Genomic DNA, 22,816 nt, shown 5'->3' with positions numbered 1-22,816 from the left:
GGGAGCGAAATATGAACGTAGAACAACACGACATCGGCGTTTCTCAAGTGGCCGCCGCGATTGCGGAACCGGCCCGGACCAGAATCCTCTGCTCATTGATGGACGGCCACGCTCGCACCAGCACCGAGCTGGCAGCGATTGCCGAGGTCAGCGCCTCCACCGCCAGCGCGCACCTGGCCAAACTCAAGGAACTGGCGCTGTTGCGCTTGCATGTCCAGGGCCGCCATCGCTATTACAGCCTGGCGGACAAGCGCGTCGCCCAGGCACTGGAAGCGTTGATGGTGATCGGCCAGAACGCCGCGCCGACCTTCAACTCGCGCACCCCGGATCGTCTGCAGTTCGCCCGAACCTGCTACGACCACATGGCCGGTACGCTGGCGGTGCTGCTGCATGATCGGATGATCGAGGCAGGGTGGTTGCTGGAAACCGATGAGCAGGTCTATCAGCTGAGCGACAGCGGCGAGCAGTTATTCGAAGGATTGGGGATCGAGGTCAAGGACCTTAATACGTTGCGCCGCCGCTTCGCCTGCCCATGCCTGGACTGGAGCATGCGTCGGCCGCATCTGGGCGGTTCGTTGGGGGCGGCGTTGTTACAAACGGCGATCAAGCGCCAATGGCTGACTCAGGACCTGGACAGCCGCGCGCTGGCGTTGACACCGCGGGGAAGAAAAGAGATGGGTGCGCGTTTTAACCTGGCGCTGCCATCGACTGCCGAGCCAACGTTTCCTGTTTCGAATCAACATCAAGATATTGCTGTTATACGCTGAGATAATTGATTTTTTTATGCTGTAGTAGCATCACGCATCAATTCTCACCATCAATCGCAGACGTAAAAAAGCCCGGCCATCAAGTGATGGCCGGGCTTTTGTGCTTAAACGAACAGCAACGTCAGATCAAACCTTGACGATCCAGCCTGCTGGCGCTTCGATCTCGCCAGTCTGTACGCCCGTCAGCTCTTTGTAGAGCTTCTGGGTGACCGGACCGACTTCGGTTTCGCTGTGGAACACATGCAGGTGGTCGTTGTAGCTGATGCCGCCGATCGGGGTGATCACGGCAGCCGTACCGCAAGCGCCGGCTTCCTTGAAGTCGGACAGCTTGTCGATGAACACGTCGCCTTCAACCACTTCCAGGCCCAGACGCGTCTTGGCCAGTTCGATCAACGACAGGCGGGTGATGCCCGGCAGTACCGACGGCGAGTTCGGGGTCACGAACTTGTTGTCGTGGGTGATCCCGAAGAAGTTGGCCGAACCGACTTCCTCGATTTTGGTGTGGGTCATCGGGTCCAGGTAGATGCAGTCGGCGAAATGCGCTTTCTTGGCTTGGGAGCCGGGCATCAGGCTGGCGGCGTAGTTGCCACCGACCTTGGCCGCGCCGGTGCCTTGTGGGGCGGCACGGTCGTAGCTGGAGATCAGGAAGTTGTGCGGGGTCAGGCCACCCTTGAAGTAAGCGCCGACCGGGATGCAGAAGATCGAGAAGATGAATTCCGGTGCGGTACGCACGCCGATGTTGTCACCCACGCCGATCACGAACGGACGCAGGTAGAGCGCGCCGCCGGTGCCGTAAGGCGGGATGAAGCGCTCGTTGGCACGGACCACTTCCTTGCAGGCTTCGATGAACTGCTCGGTGGACACCTGTGGCATCAGCAGGCGCGCACAGCTGCGTTGCATGCGTGCGGCGTTCTGGTCCGGGCGGAACAGGTTGATCGAGCCGTCCTTGCAACGATAGGCCTTCAGGCCTTCGAAGCACTGCTGGCCATAGTGAAGGGCAGTGGAGCCTTCGCTGATGTGCAGCACATTGTCTTCGGTCAGGGTGCCTTTGTCCCACTCGCCATTACGCCAGTGCGACAGATAGCGCTTGTCTGTCTTGATGTAATCAAAACCCAGCTTGTCCCAATTGATGCTTTCGTTACCCATGACACCCTCTATCACTTAACAACCGCCGAAACGGTTCAAGGCTTCTGACGTTTTTTGGATGGGGACAACAATACTTCATTCCGGGCCCATTTCGCAGCCCGGACTATCGGATGACAGACAGATAAATCGAGTTGGCCTCAAGAAATCGCTAGCAGGCTAGCTCCCACAGGAGAACGCATTCCAAATGTGGGAGCTAGCCTGCTAGCGATGGGGCCACCATCAATCACAGGTGCAACGCATGCCCCAATGCACGCAACGCCGCTTCTTGCACCGCTTCACCCAACGTCGGATGCGCGTGGATGGTCCCGGCAATGTCTTCCAGCCGCGCACCCATTTCCAGGCTCTGGCCAAACGCGGTCGACAGTTCCGAAACACCCACGCCCACCGCTTGCCAACCGACAATCACATGATTGTCCCGGCGAGCGACGACCCGCACGAAGCCGCTTTTGGACTCCAGAGTCATCGCCCGGCCATTGGCCGCGAACGGGAAGCTCGAAACGATGCAGTCCAGACCCGCCGCCTTGACGTCGTCCGGGGTCTTGCCGACCACCACCAGTTCCGGGTCGGTGAAGCACACGGCAGCGATAGCGGTCGGGTTGAATTCGCGGGTTTTACCGCTGATCAACTCGGCCACCATCTCGCCTTGAGCCATGGCCCGGTGCGCAAGCATCGGTTCGCCGCTCAGGTCGCCGATGGCGTAGACGTTACGCATGCTGGTCTGGCAGCGGTTGTCGATCTTGATCGCCGAACCGTTCATGTCCAGATTCAGCGCTTCGAGGTTCCAGCCTTGAGTGTTCGGTTTACGACCAACCGCCACCAGCACCTGATCGGTTTCCAGGTTCAGGGTGTCGCTGTTCGGGTCGGTAACCTGCAATGTATTGCTATTGGAATCAAAGCCTTGAACGCTATGTTTCAAGTAAAGCTTCACGCCGAGTTTTTTCAATTCATCGTGAACAGGCTGGGTCAGTTCGGCGTCGTAAGCTGGCAGGATGCGATCCTGCGCCTCGACCACGCTGACGTCGGCACCGAGCTTGCGATAGGCAATCCCCAGCTCCAGACCGATGTAACCGCCACCGACCACGACCAGCCGTTTCGGCACCGACGTCGGCGCCAGGGCTTCGGTTGAGGAGATGATTGGCCCGCCAATCGGCAGCATCGGCAGGTTCACGCTTTTCGATCCGGTGGCCAGCACCAGGTGTTCGCACTGAATCCTCGTGTCGCCGACTTCAACGGTCTTGCCGTCGATCACTTTCGCCCAGCCCTGAATGACCTGAACCTTGTTTTTCTTCAGCAGTGCCGAGACGCCAGTGGTCAGGCGGTCAACGATGCCGTCCTTCCACTCGACGCTTTTGCTGATGTCGAGGGTCGGCGCGGAAACGCTGATGCCCAATGCCGAGTTGTTGCTGTGGTGCTGAGTCTGATGGAACTGCTCGGCAACGTGGATCAACGCCTTCGACGGAATGCAGCCGATGTTCAGGCACGTACCGCCCAGCGATTCACCTTCCACCAGAATGGTCGAAATACCCAGTTGACCGGCACGAATCGCCGTCACATAACCGCCAGGGCCGCCGCCGATGATCAGCAGTGTGGTGTTCAAAGTCTGCATGTCTGCTCCAGTTAAAAAGAGTCCACGAACAGGGTGGCGGGTTGTTCGAGCAGGCCACGCACGGCCTGGATGAATTGCGCCGCGTCCATGCCATCGACCACGCGATGATCGAAGGAACTGGAGAGGTTCATCATCTTGCGAATCACGATCTGGCCTTTGACCACCATCGGGCGTTCGACGATTTTGTTGACGCCGACGATGGCCACTTCCGGCAGGTTCAACACTGGCGTGCTGACGATGCCGCCCAGGGCGCCAAGGCTGGTCAGGGTGATGCTCGAGCCAGACAGTTCCTCGCGGGCGGCCTTGCCAGTGCGCGCGGCGGTGGCCAGACGGGAGATTTCCTGAGCGCTGTCCCACAAACTGCGAGCTTCAGCGTGACGCACTACCGGCACCATCAAGCCGATGTCTGCCTGGGTGGCGATGCCGACATGCACCGCGCCAAGGTGGGTGATGACCTGCGCTTCGTCGTCGTAACGGGCGTTGATCTGCGGGAAGTCGCGCAGGGCGACGACCAGTGCGCGGACGAGGAACGGTAGCAGCGTCAGCTTGCCACGGGTCGCGCCGTGTTTTTCGTTCAGGTGCGCGCGCAGTTCTTCCACGGCAGTGACATCGATTTCCTCGACATAACTGAAGTGGGCAGCGCGTTGAGTGGCGTCCTGCATACGCTGGGCAATCTTGCGACGCATGCCGATGACCGGGATTTGTTCTTCGTCGTTGCGCTGTGCGTATGCGGCGGTGGCGGTCGATGCATTCGACTGACCTTGCGCCAGATAGGCGTCGAGGTCTTCGTGCAGCACGCGACCGGCAGGGCCGGTGCCGCGCACCAGACGCAACTGGATGCCGAGATCAAGTGCATGTTTACGCACGGCCGGGGACGCCAACGGGCGTTCATCGGCTTCGCGAGCCACCATCGGGCCTTGGCATACGGCAGCACGCGGCGCCGCAACAGGAGCTGGTTTGCTTTCTACAACGGTTTCGGCTTTTGGCGCGGGTGCTTCTTTCACAGCGGCAACCACAGGCTGAGCCGACTCTTTAACGTTGCCCGCGCCTTCGACTTCTATGCTGATCAGGATGCTGCCAACCGCCATGACTTCGCCGGGCACACCGCCCAGCGCAATCACCTTGCCGTGCACCGGCGAAGGGATGTCGACCATCGCCTTGTCGGTCATTACATCGGCCAGCACCTGATCTTCGACGACCATGTCGCCGACCTTGACGTGCCACACCGACAGTTCAACTTCTGCAATGCCTTCGCCAATGTCCGGCATTTTAATAACGTGCGTGCCCATTCAGACCTCCATAACCCGTTTCAAAGCCGCGCCCACACGGGTCGGACCAGGGAAATACGCCCACTCTTGCGCGTGCGGGTAGGGGGTGTCCCAACCGGTGACGCGTTCGATCGGCGCTTCCAGGTAGTGGAAGCAGTGCTCTTGCACCAGGGCGACCAGTTCGGCGCCAAAACCGCAAGTGCGGGTCGCTTCGTGAACGACCACGCAACGGCCGGTTTTCTTCACCGACTTGACGATGGTTTCCAGGTCCAGCGGCCACAAGCTGCGCAGGTCGATGACTTCAGCGTCGATCCCGGTTTCTTCAGCGGCGACTTGCGACACATAAACGGTGGTGCCGTAGGTCAGGATGGTCACGTCCTTGCCGGGACGGGTGATGGCGGCGACGTCCAGCGGTACGGTGTAGTAACCGTCCGGCACTTGTGCGGCCGGGTGTTTCGACCACGGGGTGACCGGACGTTCGTGGTGACCATCGAACGGGCCGTTGTACAGGCGTTTTGGTTCGAGGAAGATCACCGGGTCATCGTTTTCGATGGAGGCGATCAGCAAGCCTTTGGCGTCGTACGGGTTGGATGGCATGACCGTGCGCAAGCCGCAGACCTGGGTGAACATCGCCTCAATACTCTGGCTGTGCGTCTGGCCACCGTAGATGCCGCCGCCGCAAGGCATGCGCAGGGTCATCGGTGCGGTGAACTCGCCGGCCGAGCGATAGCGCAGGCGGGCGGCTTCGGAAATGATCTGGTCCGACGCCGGGTATACATAATCGGCGAACTGAATTTCGGCCACCGGACGCAAACCGTAAGCGCCCATGCCCACGGCAACACCGACGATGCCGCTTTCGGAGATCGGCGCATCGAACACGCGGGAAGTGCCGTATTTGTTCTGCAGGCCTTCGGTGCAGCGAAATACGCCGCCGAAGTAGCCCACGTCCTGGCCGAACACCACGACGTTGTCGTCACGCTCAAGCATCACATCCATGGCCGAGCGCAGGGCCTGGATCATGGTCATGGTGGTCGTGGTCATGGCGGTTTCCAACTCGATTTTATTGTTGTGATCGTTCATGTCAGATCCCCAACTCTTGACGCTGGCGCTTCAAGTGCTCCGGCATCTCTTTATAAACGTCTTCGAACATGGTCGCGGCGCTCGGAATCTGGCCGCCGGCGAGGGTGCCGTACTGCTCGGCTTCTTTCTGCGCAGCGATGACTTCAGCTTCCAGTTCGGCGCTGACGGCGACGTGTTCCTCTTCGGACCAGTGGCCGATTTTCACCAGGTGCTGCTTAAGGCGCGCAATCGGGTCGCCCAACGGGAAGTAGCTCCAGTCGTCGGCAGGACGGTATTTGGATGGATCATCGGATGTCGAGTGCGGGCCGGCACGATAGGTGACCCATTCGAGCATGGTCGGGCCGAGGTTGCGGCGGGCGCGTTCGGCGGCCCAGGCAGAGGCGGCGTAGACCGCGATGAAATCGTTGCCATCAACCCGCAGGGAGGCAATACCGCAACCGACGCCACGACCGGCAAACGTGGTCGCTTCACCACCGGCAATCGCCTGGAACGTGGAGATCGCCCACTGGTTGTTGACCACGTTGAGGATCACTGGCGCACGGTAAACGTGAGCGAAGGTGAGGGCGGTGTGGAAGTCGGATTCAGCAGTGGCGCCGTCGCCGATCCAGGCCGAGGCGATTTTGGTGTCGCCCTTGATCGCCGACGCCATGCCCCAGCCCACGCCTTGTACGAATTGGGTGGCAAGGTTGCCGGAAATGGTGAAGAAGCCGGACTCTTTCACCGAGTACATGATCGGCAACTGACGGCCCTTGAGCGGATCGCGCTCGTTGGACAGCAGTTGGCAGATCAGGTCCACCAGCGGTACTTCGCGCGCCATCAGGATGCTTTGCTGGCGATACGTCGGGAAGCACATGTCGTCGATGTTCAGGGCCAGAGCCTGGGCGCTGCCGATGGCTTCTTCGCCAAGGCTTTGCATGTAGAACGACATTTTTTTCTGCCGCTGGGCGACGACCATGCGGTTGTCGAAGATCCGCGTCTTGAGCATGGCGCGCATGCCTTTACGCAGGATCTCGACCGGGACGCCTTCGGCCCACGGACCGAGGGCATTGCCCTCATCGTCGAGCACGCGAATCAGGCCTTTGGCCAGGTCGGCCGTGTCGGCGGGTTCTACGTCAATGGCGGGTTTGCGCACCGTGCCGGCGTCGGTCAGACGCAGGTAGGAGAAGTCGGTTTTGCAGCCTGGGCGGCCCGAAGGTTCGGGAACGTGCAGGCGCAGCGGTTCGTACGCTTGGTTCATGGCTTCTACGCTCGATCTTGTGAATTTCTTGTAGTGAGCTGACCGTCATTCCTCTGTGGAAGAAATCTTGTCCTACAACAATCATAGGCCCGGCCAAGAAGAATATTTCTCTCTGTTTCGTTGCGCTTGAGATCATTTGAGGATAAAAAATCTGCATAAACATAAAAAGCAGGTGGTTTTGTCTCATGCGCAAACTGGACCGTACCGACATCGGCATTCTCAACAGCCTTCAGGAGAACGCGCGCATCACCAATGCCGACCTCGCGCGCTCGGTGAACCTGTCCCCGACGCCGTGCTTCAACCGGGTCAAGGCGATGGAAGAATTGGGGCTGATTCGCGAGCAAGTGACGTTGCTGGATGCCGATCTGCTGGGGCTGCATGTGAATGTGTTCATTCACGTCAGCCTGGAAAAACAGGTGGAGGAGGCGTTGCAGCATTTCGAGGAAGCGATCTCGGATCGCCCTGAAGTGATGGAGTGCTATTTGATGGCGGGCGATCCGGACTATCTGATCCGGGTGCTGGTGCCGACCATTCAGTCGCTGGAGCGCTTCATGATGGACTTCCTCACCAAAGTCCCCGGCGTGGCCAACATCCGCTCGAGTTTTGCGCTTAAGCAGGTGCGTTATAAAACTGCGCTGCCGTTGCCGGCGAACGGGTTGACCCTGGCCAATTGACTTGCCAACTACGCGATTCGCGCAACATCACCCATCTGTAGGAGCCGGCTTGCTGCGGGCGGCGTTCCGACGATAGCGGCTTTGGGATCGCCATCGCCGGCAAGCCGGGCTCCTACAGGTTTTGTGGTGGACTCTGATTGGTGTGACAGCCCGGAATTGTAGGAGCCTGGCTTGCCAGCGATGGCGGCTTTGGGATCGCCATCGCCGGCAAGCCGGGCTCCTACAGGTTTTGTGGTGGACTCTGATTGGTGTGACACCCCGGAATTGTAGGAGCCTGGCTTGCCAGCGATGGCGGTTTCGGAATCGCCATCGTCGGAACGCCGCCCGCAGCAAGCCGGCTCCTACAGGTCAGAGTTTGTTCAGGGGGATTTTCAGGTATGTCACGCCGTTATCCTCGGCCGGCGGCAAATTCCCCGCCCGCACGTTCACCTGAATCGCCGGCAGCAGCAGCGTCGGCATGCCCAACCCCGCATCACGCTGGGTGCGCATCGCAACGAACTCGGCTTCATCGATTCCGTCGCGAACGTGGACGTTGTTTTTGCGCTGCTCGCCCACCGTTGCCATGCACCGGGGTTCGCGGCCTTCAGGCGGGTAATCGTGGCAGACGTAGAGACTCACGCTGGCCGGAAAGGCCAGCAACTTCTGGATCGAGGCAAACAACTGATTGGCATTGCCGCCGGGAAAGTCGCAGCGGGCGGTGCCCACGTCGGGCATGAACAGTGTGTCGCCCACGAGAATCAGATGGCCGCCGATCAAGTAGGCCATGTCCGCCGGCGTATGACCGGGTACATGCAGGGCCGTGGCCTTGAGGTTACCGATCATGAACGATTCATCCGGGGCGAACAGGTGATCGAACTGCGAACCGTCCACCGCAAATTCCGGCTCAAGGTTGAACAGGCTTTTGAATACCCCCTGAACCTTGCTGATCGACTGGCCGATCGCAATCCTGCCGCCCAGTTCCCGGCGCAGATAAGGCGCGGCGGACAGGTGATCGGCATGGGCGTGGGTTTCCAGCAGCCATTGCACGTGTAAACGGTGTTCGCGGACGAAGGCGATGATTTTATCCGCCTGGGTGGTGGCGGTGCGCCCGGCAGCCGGGTCGTAATCGAGCACCGGGTCGACGATCGCACACTGACCGCCGTCGGCTTCGTAGATCACGTAACTGTAGGTCGACGAGGCAGGGTCGAGGAAGGCTTCAATCAAGGCAGGCATGGTGGCCGTTTCTTTTGGGACAGGCCTTGAGGGTAGTGTCATTTTCCCTGCGCTGACCAGCCCTACAACAATTCAATTGATGTAAAAAGCTGCGCGGGCTCTATCCTGTCAGTCATCGATACCGGGCGTTCCCGGCTTTTGTCATGGATTACGAGCGTTCTATGTTGCTGGCAAGTTTTTTTGGCGTGGCCATGGGCCTTGTCCTCGGATTGACTGGTGCCGGGGGCGGCATTCTTGCCGTGCCGGCCCTGGTACTGGGGTTGGGTTTGACCATGACTCAGGCGGCACCCGTCGCCTTGTTTGCGGTGGGAAGCGCGGCGGCGGTCGGGGCGATTGACGGTTTGCGCCATGGTCTGGTGCGTTACCGCGCGGCGCTGTTGATTGCTTTGCTGGGGGCGATTTTTTCCCCGGTCGGCATCTACTTCGCCCACCAGTTACCGGAAAAGATTCTGATGATTCTGTTCAGCCTGCTGATGGTCATGGTGGCCTGGCGGATGCTGCGCCGCGAGCGCCAGGACGAAGGCCCGAGCGATCACGGGCACGCCAACTGGGGCCAGAAAAACTGCATGCTCGATCAACAGACCGGACGCTTTTCCTGGACCGCCAAATGCACCGCAACCCTGGCGGCACTCGGCGCGGTGACCGGTGTTGTTTCCGGGTTGCTCGGGGTCGGTGGCGGGTTTCTGATCGTCCCGGCGTTCAAGCAACTGACCGATGTGCAGATGCGCGGGATTGTGGCAACGTCCCTGATGGTGATCAGTCTGATTTCCGCCATCGGCGTGATCGGTGCGTTTCATGCCGGAGTGCGGATCGATGGCCTGGGCGTGTCGTTCATCGTCGCAAGCGTGATCGGCATGATCATTGGCCGACAGCTTTGCGCCCGAGTCCCGGCCAGGGCCCTGCAGATCGGCTTCGCCAGCGTCTGCGTCGTGGTCGCTGCCTACATGCTGTTCAGAGCCGGCGCCTAGCCGTCTTACACCCTAAGTTCCGGGCCCTCGTCGCGGCCCGGTCTTACGCCGAACTTGCTGCACGCCACCCGCCAGGCCAAAGCACTTCAAAACCACCTCGAAGGCAGCGTATAACGCCGCCGGTCAGCTTTCGATAATCGCCTCCGACATCCAGTCCCCCGTTGCGAGCGCGTCATGCACAACAATAAGAATTTCAAGCATCGGTACTTGCCAGCCTTGATCGCCAGTCTGTCGACCCTCGGTTTGAGCTCGATCGCCGAAGCCGAGATCATGCTGTACGACAAGGACCAGACCACATTTTCCACAGACGGCTACATCAACGCGTTTTATGTGAACAGCGATGTGGACCGTGCCGGTGATCAATACGATCGTCGACAGGCGCGAGTCAAAATGGGCTTTCTGCCCAACTACCTGGGCTTCAACATGGGCAAGCAGGTCGATGATCTCAAGCTCGGCGCCCGGGCGTCGTTCTGGGTGACGATCAACGACAGCGAAACCAACGGCACCGACACTGCCATCGATGTGCGGCAGTTCTACGGCACGGTGGCCAACCCGGAATGGGGCGAAGTGCTGATCGGCAAGGACTTCGGCCTGTTCGCCCGTTCCAACATCCTGCTTGATGAATTGCTCGCCGGTTACGGTCAGGTCAGCGATACCCTGGGGCTGGTGGATGGTGGCGGGGTGTCGTTCGGCAACATCGGCAGCGGTTATCCGTACCCGTTCCCGACCTCGCAGATCACCTAACCTACCCCGGTGATGGACGGCTTGCGGGTGGCGGTGGGGATCATGGACCCGGTGGACACCAACGACAGCAGTCCGACGGGCAAGGCGTATCAGGAGAATCCGCGGACCGAGAGCGAAATCACCTATCAGTTCGACGTCGCCGGAGCGAAGATTTACAGCTGGGTCAACGGCAGCTACCAGACTTCGGACAATACCGACGCTACGGTTCAATCCGTCACGTCCAAAGGTGTCGGGTACGGCGTTCAAGCGAAAATGGGCGGGTTGTCACTGACCGGTTCCGGCTTCCAGGCCAAGGGCATCAACCCGTTCTTCACCAACAACGCCGGCGAACCGACTTTGCGCAATGTCGACAGTGACGGTTACCTGTTGCAGGGCTCCTACAAACTGGGGAAAAACCGCCTGGCCTTGTCCTACGGCAAGACCAAGGACGACGGCAACGGCGTGGTCGGCAGCGGCGCGGACTACGAGACTCGCGGCATTGCGCTGTTTCATGACGTCAACGACAACCTGAAGCTGGTGGCCGAGTACAACCAGTTCGAAATCAACGGCCACGACACCAGCGCGCAGAACGAAGACACCGACACCTTTGCGGTGGGGGCGGTGCTGACCTGGTAACCCGGACACAACGCAGATCCCCTGTAGGAGCGAGGCTTGCCCGCGAAAAGGCCGTCACATTCAACATTAATGTCGACTGACACACCGCTTTCGCGGGCAAGCCTCGCTCCTACAAGGGATCGACGGTGTTTGCCAGATCTCTCATCCCATCGAACCGCCTGACCGCTACCCAAGTAGCATACGTAGCAGCCCACGGCCTTCGTACACTCCAACCTCATACATGCGCACCTGCGGGAGGCGACGATGCAGCAGGTTCAGAGCGAAGGTGTCGTCAGTGCAATGTCCCAGTCGACCGATGCCGAACAGGTGGCTCAGGAACTGGCGCGGCAGCTATTGCATCCGCATTTGGGGTTCGTGTTGTTTTTCTGTTCCGCCGAATACGACTTGCAGGCGCTGGGTCAGGCCTTGCAACAAAGCTTCGGCGGTATTCGCCTGGTCGGCTGCACCAGCGCCGGTGAAATCACCCCGTCGGGCTATGGCCGCAACTGCGTGACGGCGGTGGGTTTCGACCATCGGCATTTTTCCATCGACGCCGAACTGATCGACGAGATGGAGCGATTCAGCCTGATCGACGCCCAGCAAATGGTCGAACGTCTGGTCAGCGGCTGTCGCAGCAACACCTTGGCGCCGATCAAGAGCAACAGCTTTGCCCTGACCTTGCTTGATGGTTTGTCCAGCCGTGAAGAAATGGTCCTCGCGGCGCTGAGCGCGGCGTTGGGCGACATCCCGCATTTCGGCGGTTCGGCCGGCGACGACAATTACCTGACCCATACCCACGTGTACTTCGGTGGCGAGTTCCACAGTGGTGCGGCGGTGGTGGTGCTGGTCAACACCTGGCTGGATTTCGAAGTCTTCACGACCCACCACATCCTGCCGCGGGCGGAAAAACTGGTGGTCACCGGGGCCGACAGAGCTTCGCGTCGGGTTTTCGAACTGAATGCCGAACCCGCCGCCGAGGAGTACGCCCGGCACATCGGCGTGCCCGTGGCCGAGCTCGATCACCGGATCTTCGCCGCACACCCGCTGGCGGTGCGGATCAACGATCAGTACTACGTACGGGCGATCCAGCAAGTTCATCCGGACCTGAGCCTGAGTTTCTACTGTGCGGTGGAAAACGGCATCGTCCTCACGGTCATGACGCCCGGCCCGATGCTGCCGAACTTGCAAAATCTGTTCGAGGGTTTGCAGGAACGCCTCGGTGACCTGTTGCTGACCATCGGCTGCGATTGTTTTCTCAGGCGTCTGGAACTGGAAGACGGCGGCAGCCTGGAGCAGATCGGTACGTTTTTGCGTGACCAGCGGGTGATGGGTTTCAACACCTACGGAGAACAGTTCAATGGCATGCACATCAACCAGACCTTCACCGGGGTTGCCATTGCCCGAGGCCGGTCCCCTGGACATCGTTGAGCTTCAGGCGCAAATCGCCAGCCTGCGGCACGAAAACCAGAAACTGCAGCGCATCAATGGTGCGCTGATCGAACGGATCGAATCCGGTATCACCCGCGGCAACGACCCGTACGCGGCGTTCCAGCATTCGGTGGTGCTGGCCGAACAGGTGCGTGAGCGTACCGACGCCTTGAACCAGGCCATGGCCGAACTCAAGTCGGGCAATCATTTGGTCAGCGAAGCGCGCTTGCGTGCAGAAACCGCGCATCAACACTTGATCGACGCTATCGAGAGCATTTCCGACGCTTTTGTACTGTTCGATGCCGACCAGCGAATCGTGCTGTTCAACAGCCGCTTCAAGGCGTTCTGGGGCAACAGTCGGGTGCGGATCAACGCCGGCATGCGCCTGGCCGAAGTCAAGCGACTGATGATCGCCACCGGAGTGTTTACCGAGGAACCGCGCGGTCAGGCCGACGAAAACCTGTTGTTTCGCCTGCAGAACGGTCGCTGGTTGCAAGTCAGCGAACGCCCGACCCAAGAGGGCGGGCGGGTGATCCTGTTCACCGACATTACCGACGTCAAACTCAGCGAAACCGTGCGCCGCGAGCAGGCGGTGGCGCAGAAATCCCATTTGCTGCAACGGGCGGTCGACAACCTTTCCCAGGGCGTGGCGATGGTCAACGCCGAAGGCATACTCGAATTGTGGAACCGGCGTTTTCTCGAACTCAGCGGCCTCGCGCCCGTGGCGGCGCACCGGCCGTTCGCTGAAGTGATCGCCGACAGCGAGTTGAACCTGCTGACCCCCGCCAGCCGCGACGGCAACGGGCGCCCGGTACAGGAATGCGAGCAGCGTCTTTACGATGGCCGGGTCCTGGAAATCCGCACGCATCCGTTGCCCACCGGCGGCTTTGTCAACACCTTCACCGACATCACCGAACGCTACCAGCACGCCGAAGCGCTGAGCGAAAGCGAGCGCTGGATTCGCTTGATCACCGACCACGTACCGGCGCTGATCGCCTACCTCAATGCCGATCTGGTCTACGAGTTCACCAACAAGGTTTATGAAGAATGGTACTGCTGGCCTCGCGGCGTCATGCTCGGGCAGAGCCTGCGCGAGGTGCACAGCGAGCAACATTACCAGCGGCTGGAAGCCTACGTGGCCCGGGCATTGGCCGGTGAAAGCGTGACGTTCGAGTTTGCCGAAACCAACATCAATAATCAGGAGCGCTACATGCTTCGCTCCTACGTGCCGAATCGGCTGGTCACCGGGGAGGTGGTGGGGATTTTCGTGTTGATCCGCGACATCACCGAGCGCCGCCGCACCGCCGAGGCGCTGCACCAGGCGTATCAAAACCTTGAACTGCGGGTACGTGAACGTACGGCGGAACTGACCACCCTCAATGAGCAGCTGCTACGCGAGATCGACGAACGCCGGCGCGTGGAATCACGCCTGCGCGAAGCCAAGCTCGAAGCCGAACAGGCCAACCTGTCGAAGACCAAATTTCTCGCCGCCGTCAGCCATGACTTGTTGCAGCCACTGAATGCCGCGCGACTGTTTACCAGTGCCTTGCTCGAACGCCGGGAGCCGGTGGCCAACGAGATTCTGGTGCGCAACGTCAGTAATTCCCTGGAAGACGTGGAAAACCTGCTGGGCACCCTGGTGGATATTTCCAAACTCGATGCCGGGGTGATCAAGGCCGACATTGCGCCGTTCGCCTTGAGCGAGTTGCTGGAAAACCTCGCCGCCGAGTACACCCAGGTGGCCCGCAGTGAAGGGCTTGAGCTGCATTTCATCGCGTGTTCGGCGCTGGTGCGCAGCGACATTCAATTGCTCGCGCGGATCCTGCGGAACCTGTTGAGCAACGCGATTCGCTACACCTACAGCGGCCGGGTGGTGCTCGGTTGCCGGCGTCATCATCAACGCCTGTCGATCGAGGTCTGGGACAGCGGCATGGGCATTGCGGACAACCGCCTGGAAGAGATTTTCCAGGAGTTCAAGCGCGGTGATGTGCAGCGTCCGGACCAGGACCGCGGCTTGGGCCTCGGGCTGGCGATTGTCGAGAAAATTGCCGGGATTCTCGGGCACCGCATTCACGTGCGTTCGTGGCCGGGCAAGGGCTCGATGTTTTCCGTCGAAGTACCGCTGAGCGCTACGGCACCCAAGGCATTGCCGAGCCTGCTGATGAGTGAGCCGATGCTCGTGCGTCTGCGCGGCGCGCGGGTGTGGGTACTGGATAACGATGCGGCGATTTGTGCCGGCATGCGTACGTTGCTCGAAGGTTGGGGGTGCCTGGTGGTGACGGCGTTGTCGGAGCAGGACCTGGCGCGGCAGGTGGACAACTACCATGAAGAAGCGGATTTGCTGATTGCCGATTATCACTTGGATGATGAGCAGAACGGTGTGGATGCGGTGGCCCGGATCAATGCGCGGCGCGGCTCAGCCATTCCGGCGATGATGATCACCGCCAACTACAGCAATGAGCTCAAATTGCAGATTCGTGAGTTGGGGCACACCTTGATGCACAAACCGGTGCGGCCGATGAAGCTGAAGACGGCGATGAGTCATTTGCTCGGTCGGTCTTGATTTCTCTGGAGTCTGGGCCGGCCCCATCGCGAGCAGGCTCGCTCCCACAGTAGTTCTGCGTCGTACACAAATGCTGTGTTCAATGCAGATCAATGTGGGAGCGAGACCGGCTTGCCGGCGATGGGTGCGACGCGGTCTTCCAGACAATCTCAACGCCGCAGATAAGACCCGAAATCAATATCCCCGGCACTCAGGATCGCCTGCACCCGATTGTGCACGTTGAGTTTGCGCAGGATCGCCGAGACGTGGGCCTTGACCGTGGTTTCGGCGATTTCCAGGGTGTAGGCGATCTGTTTGTTCGACTCGCCCTTGGTCATGCGCTCCAGCACTAGCAACTGTTTGCGCGTCAGGGCCAGGAGCAGTTCCGGCGGGAAGCTCGGGTTATCGTTCATCCGGCGGTGGGTGCCGCTTTTTTGCGTGCGGATGATGTCCGGCGGCAGGTAGACGTTGCCGTTGAGAATCTGCTGGATCGCCTCGGTCATTTGCACCCGTGGCGAAGATTTGGTGATGAAACCCACCGCACCATAGGTGATGGCTTGCAACACGATCTGCTTGTCCTGCTCGGCGGAGACGATCACCACCGGGATGGTCGGCGCCTCGTTGCGCAGGTTGATCAGGCCATTGAGGCCGTGCATCCCCGGCATGTTCAGGTCGAGCAGGATCAGGTCCAGGTCGTCATGTTCCTGAGTCAGCGCCAGGGCACTGTCGAGGTCGGCGGTTTCCATGTGAGCAGCGAGTCGCCCACGGCGCCAGTGGTCACGCCAACGCGCCGGATGTGCGCCACACGCCCAACCTGTCGGTGGAAAAACGCCTGGCCGCGCAACGGATCGCTCAGGATTTGCTGGAGCGGGTCAGCACGCTGACCGATCTGGGCCTCGGTTACCTGGCGCTGGAGCGCAGCACGCCGACGTTGTCGTCCGGTGAGTTGCAGCGCTTGCGTCTGGCGACGCAATTGGGTTCGCAGTTGTTCGGGGTGATTTACGTACTGGATGAACCGTCGGCCGGTCTGCACCCGGCGGATGGCGAAGCGCTGTTCGAAGCCCTGCAACGCTTGAAAGCCGCGGGCAACACCTTGTTCGTGGTCGAGCATGACCTGGAAACCATGCGCCGTGCCGACTGGCTGATCGATGTGGGCCCGGCGGCGGGCGAGCATGGCGGCCGTATCCTGTACAGCGGGCCGCCGCAGGGGCTGGCCGACGTGACGAACTCGCAGACCCGCGCGTACCTGTTCGCCGATCAGGTCCGTCAGTCGCGAACCAGCCGCAAGCCGACCGATTGGTTGCGGCTGGAGGGCATCACCCGCAACAACCTGAGCAACCTCAGTGCCGAGTTCCCGCTGGGCTGTTTCACTTCGGTGACCGGCGTTTCGGGTTCCGGTAAATCAAGCCTGGTCAGTCAGGCGCTGCTGGAACTGGTGGGCGCGCATCTCGGGCGTGGAGTGAGTGACAGCGAACCCGAAGAACTGAGCCTGGAAGACGACGCACCGCAAGTCAGTGGCGGCCAGGTCAGCGCAGGGCTGGAATCGATCAAGCGTCTGGTGCAAGTCGATCAGAAACCCATCGGCCGCACGCCGCGCTCGAACCTGGCGACCTACACCGGGCTGTTCGACAACGTGCGCAAACTGTACGCCGCGACAGCCGAGGCGCAGGCCAAAGGGTACGACGCCGGTCAATTCTCCTTCAACGTCGCCAAGGGCCGCTGCCCGACCTGCGAAGGCGAAGGCTTTGTCAGCGTCGAGTTGCTGTTCATGCCCAGCGTCTACGCGCCATGCCCGACGTGCCACGGCGCACGCTATAACCCCGAGACACTGGCGATTACCTGGCAGTGTTTGAACATCGCCCAGGTGTTGCAGTTGACGGTGGACGAAGCGGTCGAGGTGTTCGTTGAGCAGCCGGGTATCCGTCGCTCGCTGGAAGTGCTGCGTGACATCGGCCTGGGCTACCTGCGTCTCGGGCAGCCGGCGACCGAGTTGTCCGGTGGCGAAGCCCAGCGGATCAAACTGGCTACCGAACTGCAACGCAACCAGCGCGGCGCGACCTTGTATGTGCTCGACGAGCCCACCACCGGGTTGCATCCGCGGGACGTCGATCGCTTGCTCGAGCAATTGAATACGCTGGTCACGGCGGGGCACACGGTGATTGTCGTCGAACATGAAATGCGCGTGGTGGCGCAGAGTGACTGGGTGATCGACATCGGACCGGGGGCAGGGGATCAGGGCGGCAGGATTGTGGTGGCAGGGACGCCGCAGAAAGTCGCCAACAGCAAAAAGAGCCGAACGGCACCGTTTTTGGCTCGGGTGCTTGGGTGAGGATGAATCAAAGGATCGCAGCCTCCGCAACGCCTGCAGAATCGGTGGTCTGTCCAATGGAACGATGCCCGCCGCAAAGCTTCGAATTCACAAGGCCGGTGTTTCAGCCGCGCAATGCCAGTGACGAACGAGGTGCATATGAACGATCAACGTGGTCTTGAAGAAGACGCAAAAACCGCCGAACCGGAAAGTGCCGATAAAGCGGTTGACCAGAAGAATCGCCATACCGATAACGACAATGAGTTCAGCCCGGGCTTCAAGCCGCATCCGGATCGCCCGAAACCTGGCGAGGAGACGGACGCCGACATCGATACCGACGGCGGCTAGTCCCGGTGCACACAAAAAGACCGCATCCATGGAGGCGGTCTTTTTGGTTTTGGTGCGCGTTACTTGCTCGGATGGGCGGCTTGCAGCTTTTTCGCCGCATCCAGGTGTTTTTCCAGGCCCGGCAACATTTTTTGTGCGAAACCTTTCAGTTCGGTAGCGCCTTTGACTTTGTCGTCGGTCACGGTGTTGGCTTCTTCCTTGAACAGTTCGATGGTTTCTTCGTGCGCCTTGACCTGATTGTTGGCGTACGCGGCGTCGAACGATTCGTCACGCATGTCGAGAATCTTTTCCTTGGCCTGCTTCACTAATGTCGTTGTGTCAGGCACCTCGATGTCGTGTTTTTTCGCGATGGTCGCCAGTTCGTCGTTCGCCTTGGAGTGATCGGTGATCATCATGTTGGCAAATGCCTTGATGTCGGCCGAGGCACTTTTTTCCAGGGCCAGCCGGCTGGCTTCTATCTCGGCGATGCCACCGGCGGCAGCCTTGTCGACGAAGTCATTGGAAGTGGCCGCGAAAGCCGCGCCCATGCTGGTGCTCAAGGCTACGGCCAGTGTGAGATGGCGCAGGGTGAATCCGTCCATTGGTTATTCTCCATACAGGTTTTCATGGGCGATCAGGTGATCGTTAATCTGTGGAGGCCGACGGACGGGCAAAGGTTTTATCGGGTTTGCGACAGGACGACGAACGGACACCGCTGGTCTGATAGGCGGTCGACAGAACCCGCCGACCGAGGCCATTCTGATAGTTGGTGAACGCAATCGATCGCGTTTGCCACCGATCAACAAACGGAGGTGTTCCATGCCGGTGCCACACGACCTTTATCAGGACTTGAAACTTTCAAAGGAAGATATCCAGCAAAAACGCACCAAGGATCCGTTACTGGATTCACTGATCAACAAGTATTCGCAGGCGGACGCCGAGGTGGTAAAGGCTGAAACCGCCCAATCGGATGCGCCCAGTGATGACGCACTGAAGAAGCTCAAGGAGAAGCGCTTGCAGGTCAAGGACAAGATCGTCCAACAACTCCAGTCATCCTGACATGTCGCTCCAGCCACCGACGACCGGTGGCTGAAAAATTGGAACGGCGATAAATCCCGGCACCTCGAATGATCAGAGTCCGACTTTACGGCTCCATGCGAGGTGCCCCAATGAATGACCCAAAGTTCCCGAGCGAAGAGCAGGGCGGCTACGACCCCATCCCCACCCATCCCGAGCCGTTGAGCCCGGGGCGCACCACCGTCAACCCTGAAGATGAACCGGGTATCGACGAACTGCCGAACAACGAAGGCGCCATCCCCATGGACCAGGACGACGGCACCGACCTCGACCCGGAGCGCGTGCGTGAAGAAACCGATAACGCGGTGCGCGATGGCGAGATGAATCCTCGGTAAGCCGGGCACCCACAATATTCTGTAGGAGCTGAGCTTGCTCGCGATGACGGCAGCACGATCAACATTGATGTGTCTGACAGTCCGTCATCGCGAGCAAGCTCAGCTCCTACAGATTATTTCGGTGTCTGTGACAGGGCAGTGCCCAGCGGCAAGCGCACCATGTGTCTGGCCTTCAACGACCCGAAATACAACCACTCCCCATACTCACGCACCGTGGTGATCGGCGAGTAATTGTCGCTGCTGCCGTCCTGCAGATTGGCAATCACTTTGCCCTCGACATCCAGTCCCAATACAAACCCGCGTTTCTCCACGGGTTTGGGCAGAACGGTCATCGCCCGCACGATCATCTTGCGCACGAAGGGATGTGCTGCCGTGGCATCGAGCAGTGCGTTGCGCGGAGCATACAGCGCCACCCAGAAACGGTCCCGGCCATTAAACGCGAGGTTGTCCGGCAGGCCCGGCAAGTTGTCGATAAACAGGTCGTGGGTGCCGGCCTTCGGACCGCTCAGCCAGTATCGACTGATGCGATAGGCACCGGTTTCGTTGACCAGTACAAAAGCCTCGTCCGGTCCCAGGGTCACGCCGTTGGCAAACTCCAGTTTATCCAGCAGGACCGCGGTTTTACCGCTCTGGAAGTCATAGCGCAGCAAGCGACCATCGCCGCCGTGCTCGATGATCGCCTCGCCGTCGTGGCCGTATCCGAAGCGGCTGGAAGCATCACTGAAATAGGCGTAGTGCCCGGACTTGTCGATGGCCACGTCGTCGGTGAACCCGAAGTCCACACCATTCGCCGCCGTGGTCAATGCGATCAACCGCCCCTGAGCGTCCAGCGACAGCAAACCCTTGACCCCGTCGGCGATCACCAGCAAACCATTGGGGTGACGCGCCAGGCCCAACGGCCGGCCGCCGGTATCAGCCAGCACTTTGGTGACCTTGCCGTCGAGGCTGGTGCGAATCAGACGACCGTCATGCAGGCCGGTGATGAGCACGTTGTCCTCCAGCAGCAAGGCTTCCGGCCCGTCGATATCGTCGGCGCCCACACGCTCCACACCTTTGAGACGTTGATTGTCGGCGTACGGGCCACTGGTGAGTGAAGGCGCTGGTGGCGGCGTCCAGGCCACGGGTTGCACCTTGGTCGGCATCAGCAGCAGAAACGCGGCAATGACCACGATCACCAGCAACACGACACGGCGAAACGCGACGGTTCGACTCACACAGTGACTCCTGCCGGGGCCAGGTGCTTGTGGGCCATTTCGCGCAAGGCCAGCATCGACGCGGCCGATTCATGATCGATGCGCCGCTTCAGCAATAGACGGTTGGCGATGCGCATCCCCAGGCCGCTGAACTGGTATTCCAGAGTGCGGACAAACCGGGTGCCGTCGCCCTCGGCCTCGCATTCGTAAGTCACTACCAACGACAAGCCATGATCGCCCTGAGCGCGAGCGCTCCAGCGACGACCGGGCAAATACTCGTTGACCGCCCAGCTTAAATGCCCCTCGCGCCCGCCAGCCCTGATGTCTTCTTCGAAGCGCGATCCGGCATGCAGCGGACCGCCCTGGCCCTCGACCTTGAGCGACGACGGGTGCCACTCCGGCCAACGGGTCACGGTGCTGGCGTAGGCGAGCACGTCAATCGGGTTGCCGGCAATAGTGATTTGATGCTGCATGCGGGTCATGGGCGTTCTCGTCGGGTGCAGGTACGTTGGCTCGGGCTCCCAATACAGGGTGCCGAACAGGTAGTCCATCAGTGGAAACACGATGTTGAAATTGCGTTCCTGCATCAACTCCCGGCGGTGATGCAATTCGTGCAGGCGACGCATCTGGCGGATCCACGGCCAGCGCGTCACCGGGTTCGAGGGCGGCAGGTGCTCGCAGGCATGGAACACTTCATAGGTCAGGTAACCGAGGACGAGGCAGCCGCCGACCAGACCGGCGACGTTGGCATCGAACTGCTCCAGCAGCCACCAGACGGGCAGGGTGATGACGAGCGTATGCACCACGATCAGCCAGGCTGGAAACAGGATCACCCGCCAGTCGCGGGCGCTGTCGTAAGTCATGTGGCCGGGAGCGAAGAAGCTGTGATGGTCGCCTGCATGGCGGGCGTAGAACATCCGCGCGAAGCTTTTTTTGTGATGCCCGAGGTGGCGATGCACCGTGTACACGCCGAAGTTGAAGAACAACAACGTCAGCGGCACCGCCAGCCATTCCAGCGGCAGCACCTGATGCACGGTGCTCCAGAATGCACCGATGGCCAGCAAGCCGAACAGCAGCACAAAGCCGCCGTGCAGCCAGGGGTTGTAGCGTGGATGAATATCAGCGCGATAGCGGCTGCGAAAAGCCTCGGTGGTCTGCCTCACTGCGTTCACCTGTGGTTATTGTTGTCCCAGCAGATTAGACGATCCCACCGTTTCCGGCGGGCCGAAGCCAGAGGACACAAACGCGATGTTCCGGTGTAAAGCGGACTCAGGTCAGCGGGTTCCAGCGTTGCGACCAGTCATCGTCGGACCGGATGACTTCGCGCAGCAAGTCGAAGGCGTGTTGCAGGGTGGCCGAGTCACGGTCGCGGGAGTAAACCAGATAGGTCGGGTAGCTGAATTCCGGAGCTTTCGGCACTTGTTCCAGTACACCGCTTTCCAGGTAACTCTGCACCACCCGGGTACGAAAGTAGCCACTGCCGCCGTTTTCCAGAATGTATTGCAAGGCCAGGGGGCCGAGGTTGAAGCTCAGCGCCGCCTTGGCTTTCTCCGGTAACGCGGCATCGTGCTGACGGCGAAAGTCCTGGCCCCAGTCGATGTACACGTAGGGATCCGGCTTTCCGGCCAGGCGTACCAGAATCAGTTTTTCTTCCAGCACCTGCTCGACTTGCAGGCGCGGCCAATATTCGGGTTGATAGACCAGCGCCGCGTCCAGCACCCCCAGTTCCAGTTGGCGCAGCAGATTTTCCCCTTCGCGGATCTCCATGCGCAGCGCGTGGCCGGGGATTTTCTCCCGCAGTTCGGCGGCCCAACTGAGCATCAACGGGTTGCACAGACTGACCTCGCCGCCGATGTGCAGCACGTCGTGGTATCCCTCCGGCAACGGCAAGTCCCGGCGTGCGGCTTCCCAGGTTTCGACCAGTTGATTGGCGTAGACCACAAAGGCTTCGCCGTTCGGGGTCAGGCGAGCACCGGCGCGGTTACGCACGAATAGCGTGCTGCCCAGCTGGTTTTCGAGTTTCTGTACACGTGCGGTGATCGCGGTCTGGGTGACGTGGAGTTTTTCCGCTGCGGCGGCGAGGCTGCCGTGGCGGACGATTTCCAGAAAAGTGCGGGCGAGGTCGATGTCCATGGGGAGGCCGGTGCGGGAGGTTTGGGCATTGTAAACGGATACGGCCGGGGCGTTTGTTGCGCGTTGGGCGTCTTTTGATGAGTGTGTACATATCCGTTGCTGCGGTAACGGCGGCTTATGGTTTCGCCCTTACGGCGAGTCACTTTCGAAAAGCCTGCGCGGCCCGGCGGAAAGTAA

Annotated in this window: 18 protein-coding genes and 3 pseudogenes; 10 read left to right on the top strand and 11 right to left on the bottom strand. The window is 60.4% G+C overall.

Annotation, left to right across the window (positions count from 1 at the left end):
• The first annotated feature begins 11 nt into the window (after positions 1-11).
• Complete coding sequence (locus ACA066_RS15555) at positions 12-767, top strand: ArsR/SmtB family transcription factor (RefSeq protein ID WP_497695614.1); 756 nt, start codon at positions 12-14, stop codon at positions 765-767.
• Positions 768-893: 126 nt separating this feature from the next.
• Here ACA066_RS15555 and ACA066_RS15550 read toward each other — a convergent pair whose 3' ends face one another.
• The 5 genes from ACA066_RS15550 to ACA066_RS15530 all read right to left on the bottom strand — a co-directional run bounded on the left by ACA066_RS15550 (position 894) and on the right by ACA066_RS15530 (position 7,104).
• Positions 894-1,913, bottom strand: coding sequence for a branched-chain amino acid aminotransferase (locus ACA066_RS15550; RefSeq protein ID WP_497695613.1), 1,020 nt, complete (start codon positions 1,911-1,913; stop codon positions 894-896).
• A gap of 223 nt (positions 1,914-2,136) precedes the next feature.
• Positions 2,137-3,519 carry a dihydrolipoyl dehydrogenase gene (gene lpdA, locus ACA066_RS15545; protein ID WP_497695612.1) on the bottom strand — a complete coding sequence of 461 codons (1,383 nt, stop codon included), beginning with the start codon at positions 3,517-3,519 and terminating at the stop codon, positions 2,137-2,139.
• An 11-nt stretch (positions 3,520-3,530) separates the two neighbouring features.
• A complete protein-coding gene (locus ACA066_RS15540) occupies positions 3,531-4,808 on the bottom strand; it encodes a dihydrolipoamide acetyltransferase family protein (protein ID WP_497695611.1) in 1,278 nt (425 codons plus the stop codon).
• A complete protein-coding gene (locus ACA066_RS15535) occupies positions 4,809-5,867 on the bottom strand; it encodes an alpha-ketoacid dehydrogenase subunit beta (RefSeq protein ID WP_214383919.1) in 1,059 nt (352 codons plus the stop codon).
• 1 nt (position 5,868) lies between these two features.
• On the bottom strand, positions 5,869-7,104 hold the full coding sequence (locus tag ACA066_RS15530) for a 3-methyl-2-oxobutanoate dehydrogenase (2-methylpropanoyl-transferring) subunit alpha (RefSeq protein ID WP_214383917.1): 1,236 nt from the start codon (positions 7,102-7,104) through the stop codon (positions 5,869-5,871).
• 185 nt (positions 7,105-7,289) lie between these two features.
• Between ACA066_RS15530 and bkdR the strand changes: the two genes are divergently transcribed.
• Positions 7,290-7,778 carry a Bkd operon transcriptional regulator BkdR gene (bkdR, locus tag ACA066_RS15525; RefSeq protein WP_017339472.1) on the top strand — a complete coding sequence of 163 codons (489 nt, stop codon included), beginning with the start codon at positions 7,290-7,292 and terminating at the stop codon, positions 7,776-7,778.
• Between the two features lie 348 nt (positions 7,779-8,126).
• On the opposite strand, the gene ACA066_RS15520 is transcribed toward bkdR, so the two are convergent.
• Complete coding sequence (locus ACA066_RS15520) at positions 8,127-8,990, bottom strand: MBL fold metallo-hydrolase (RefSeq protein ID WP_497695610.1); 864 nt, start codon at positions 8,988-8,990, stop codon at positions 8,127-8,129.
• Between the two features lie 161 nt (positions 8,991-9,151).
• On the opposite strand from ACA066_RS15520, the gene ACA066_RS15515 reads away from it, so the two are divergent.
• The 4 genes and pseudogenes from ACA066_RS15515 (at position 9,152) to nahK (ending at position 15,287) form a co-directional block, all read left to right on the top strand.
• Complete coding sequence (locus ACA066_RS15515) at positions 9,152-9,958, top strand: sulfite exporter TauE/SafE family protein (protein WP_497695609.1); 807 nt, start codon at positions 9,152-9,154, stop codon at positions 9,956-9,958.
• 174 nt (positions 9,959-10,132) lie between these two features.
• A pseudogene (locus ACA066_RS15510) lies at positions 10,133-11,317 on the top strand (porin).
• A gap of 243 nt (positions 11,318-11,560) precedes the next feature.
• Positions 11,561-12,724: a nitric oxide-sensing protein NosP gene (gene nosP, locus ACA066_RS15505; protein WP_497695608.1), complete on the top strand. Its 1,164-nt coding sequence runs from the start codon at positions 11,561-11,563 to the stop codon at positions 12,722-12,724.
• Positions 12,693-15,287 carry a hybrid sensor histidine kinase/response regulator NahK/ErcS' gene (nahK, locus tag ACA066_RS15500; RefSeq protein ID WP_497699885.1) on the top strand — a complete coding sequence of 865 codons (2,595 nt, stop codon included), beginning with the start codon at positions 12,693-12,695 and terminating at the stop codon, positions 15,285-15,287. The genes nosP and nahK overlap by 32 nt, the downstream gene beginning before the upstream one ends.
• A gap of 149 nt (positions 15,288-15,436) precedes the next feature.
• Here the strand turns inward: nahK and ACA066_RS15495 are convergent.
• Positions 15,437-16,012, bottom strand: a pseudogene (locus ACA066_RS15495) (LuxR C-terminal-related transcriptional regulator); the annotation flags it as partial.
• A gap of 2 nt (positions 16,013-16,014) precedes the next feature.
• On the opposite strand from ACA066_RS15495, the pseudogene ACA066_RS15490 reads away from it, so the two are divergent.
• Positions 16,015-17,595: pseudogene (locus ACA066_RS15490) on the top strand (excinuclease ABC subunit UvrA); the annotation flags it as partial.
• Between the two features lie 138 nt (positions 17,596-17,733).
• Entirely contained in the window at positions 17,734-17,922 is a 189-nt protein-coding gene (locus ACA066_RS15485; RefSeq protein WP_497699979.1) for a hypothetical protein, read from the top strand.
• A gap of 59 nt (positions 17,923-17,981) precedes the next feature.
• Here the strand turns inward: ACA066_RS15485 and ACA066_RS15480 are convergent, their stop codons facing one another.
• Positions 17,982-18,503, bottom strand: a complete 522-nt coding sequence (locus tag ACA066_RS15480; protein WP_497695607.1) for a DUF4142 domain-containing protein — start codon at positions 18,501-18,503, stop codon at positions 17,982-17,984.
• Between the two features lie 217 nt (positions 18,504-18,720).
• Between ACA066_RS15480 and ACA066_RS15475 the strand changes: the two genes are divergently transcribed.
• Complete coding sequence (locus tag ACA066_RS15475; protein WP_214382902.1) at positions 18,721-18,960, top strand: DUF465 domain-containing protein; 240 nt, start codon at positions 18,721-18,723, stop codon at positions 18,958-18,960.
• Between the two features lie 110 nt (positions 18,961-19,070).
• Complete coding sequence (locus ACA066_RS15470) at positions 19,071-19,313, top strand: hypothetical protein (protein WP_497695606.1); 243 nt, start codon at positions 19,071-19,073, stop codon at positions 19,311-19,313.
• Between the two features lie 113 nt (positions 19,314-19,426).
• Here the strand turns inward: ACA066_RS15470 and ACA066_RS15465 are convergent, their stop codons facing one another.
• From ACA066_RS15465 to ACA066_RS15455, 3 genes are all read right to left on the bottom strand, one after another.
• Positions 19,427-20,527 carry an SMP-30/gluconolactonase/LRE family protein gene (locus ACA066_RS15465; RefSeq protein ID WP_497695605.1) on the bottom strand — a complete coding sequence of 367 codons (1,101 nt, stop codon included), beginning with the start codon at positions 20,525-20,527 and terminating at the stop codon, positions 19,427-19,429.
• Positions 20,524-21,669 (bottom strand): sterol desaturase/SRPBCC family protein, encoded by a 1,146-nt coding sequence (locus tag ACA066_RS15460; RefSeq protein WP_497695604.1) that lies wholly within the window; start codon positions 21,667-21,669, stop codon positions 20,524-20,526. The genes ACA066_RS15465 and ACA066_RS15460 overlap by 4 nt, the downstream gene beginning before the upstream one ends.
• A 106-nt stretch (positions 21,670-21,775) precedes the next feature.
• Positions 21,776-22,639 carry a LysR family transcriptional regulator gene (locus ACA066_RS15455; RefSeq protein WP_497695603.1) on the bottom strand — a complete coding sequence of 288 codons (864 nt, stop codon included), beginning with the start codon at positions 22,637-22,639 and terminating at the stop codon, positions 21,776-21,778.
• Positions 22,640-22,816: the final 177 nt, after the last annotated feature.

The sequence above is a fragment of the Pseudomonas sp. LBUM1651 genome (assembly GCF_059716135.1).
The sequence above is the reverse complement of the archived record's forward strand: the minus strand, read 5'-3'. Positions and strand labels throughout refer to the sequence as shown.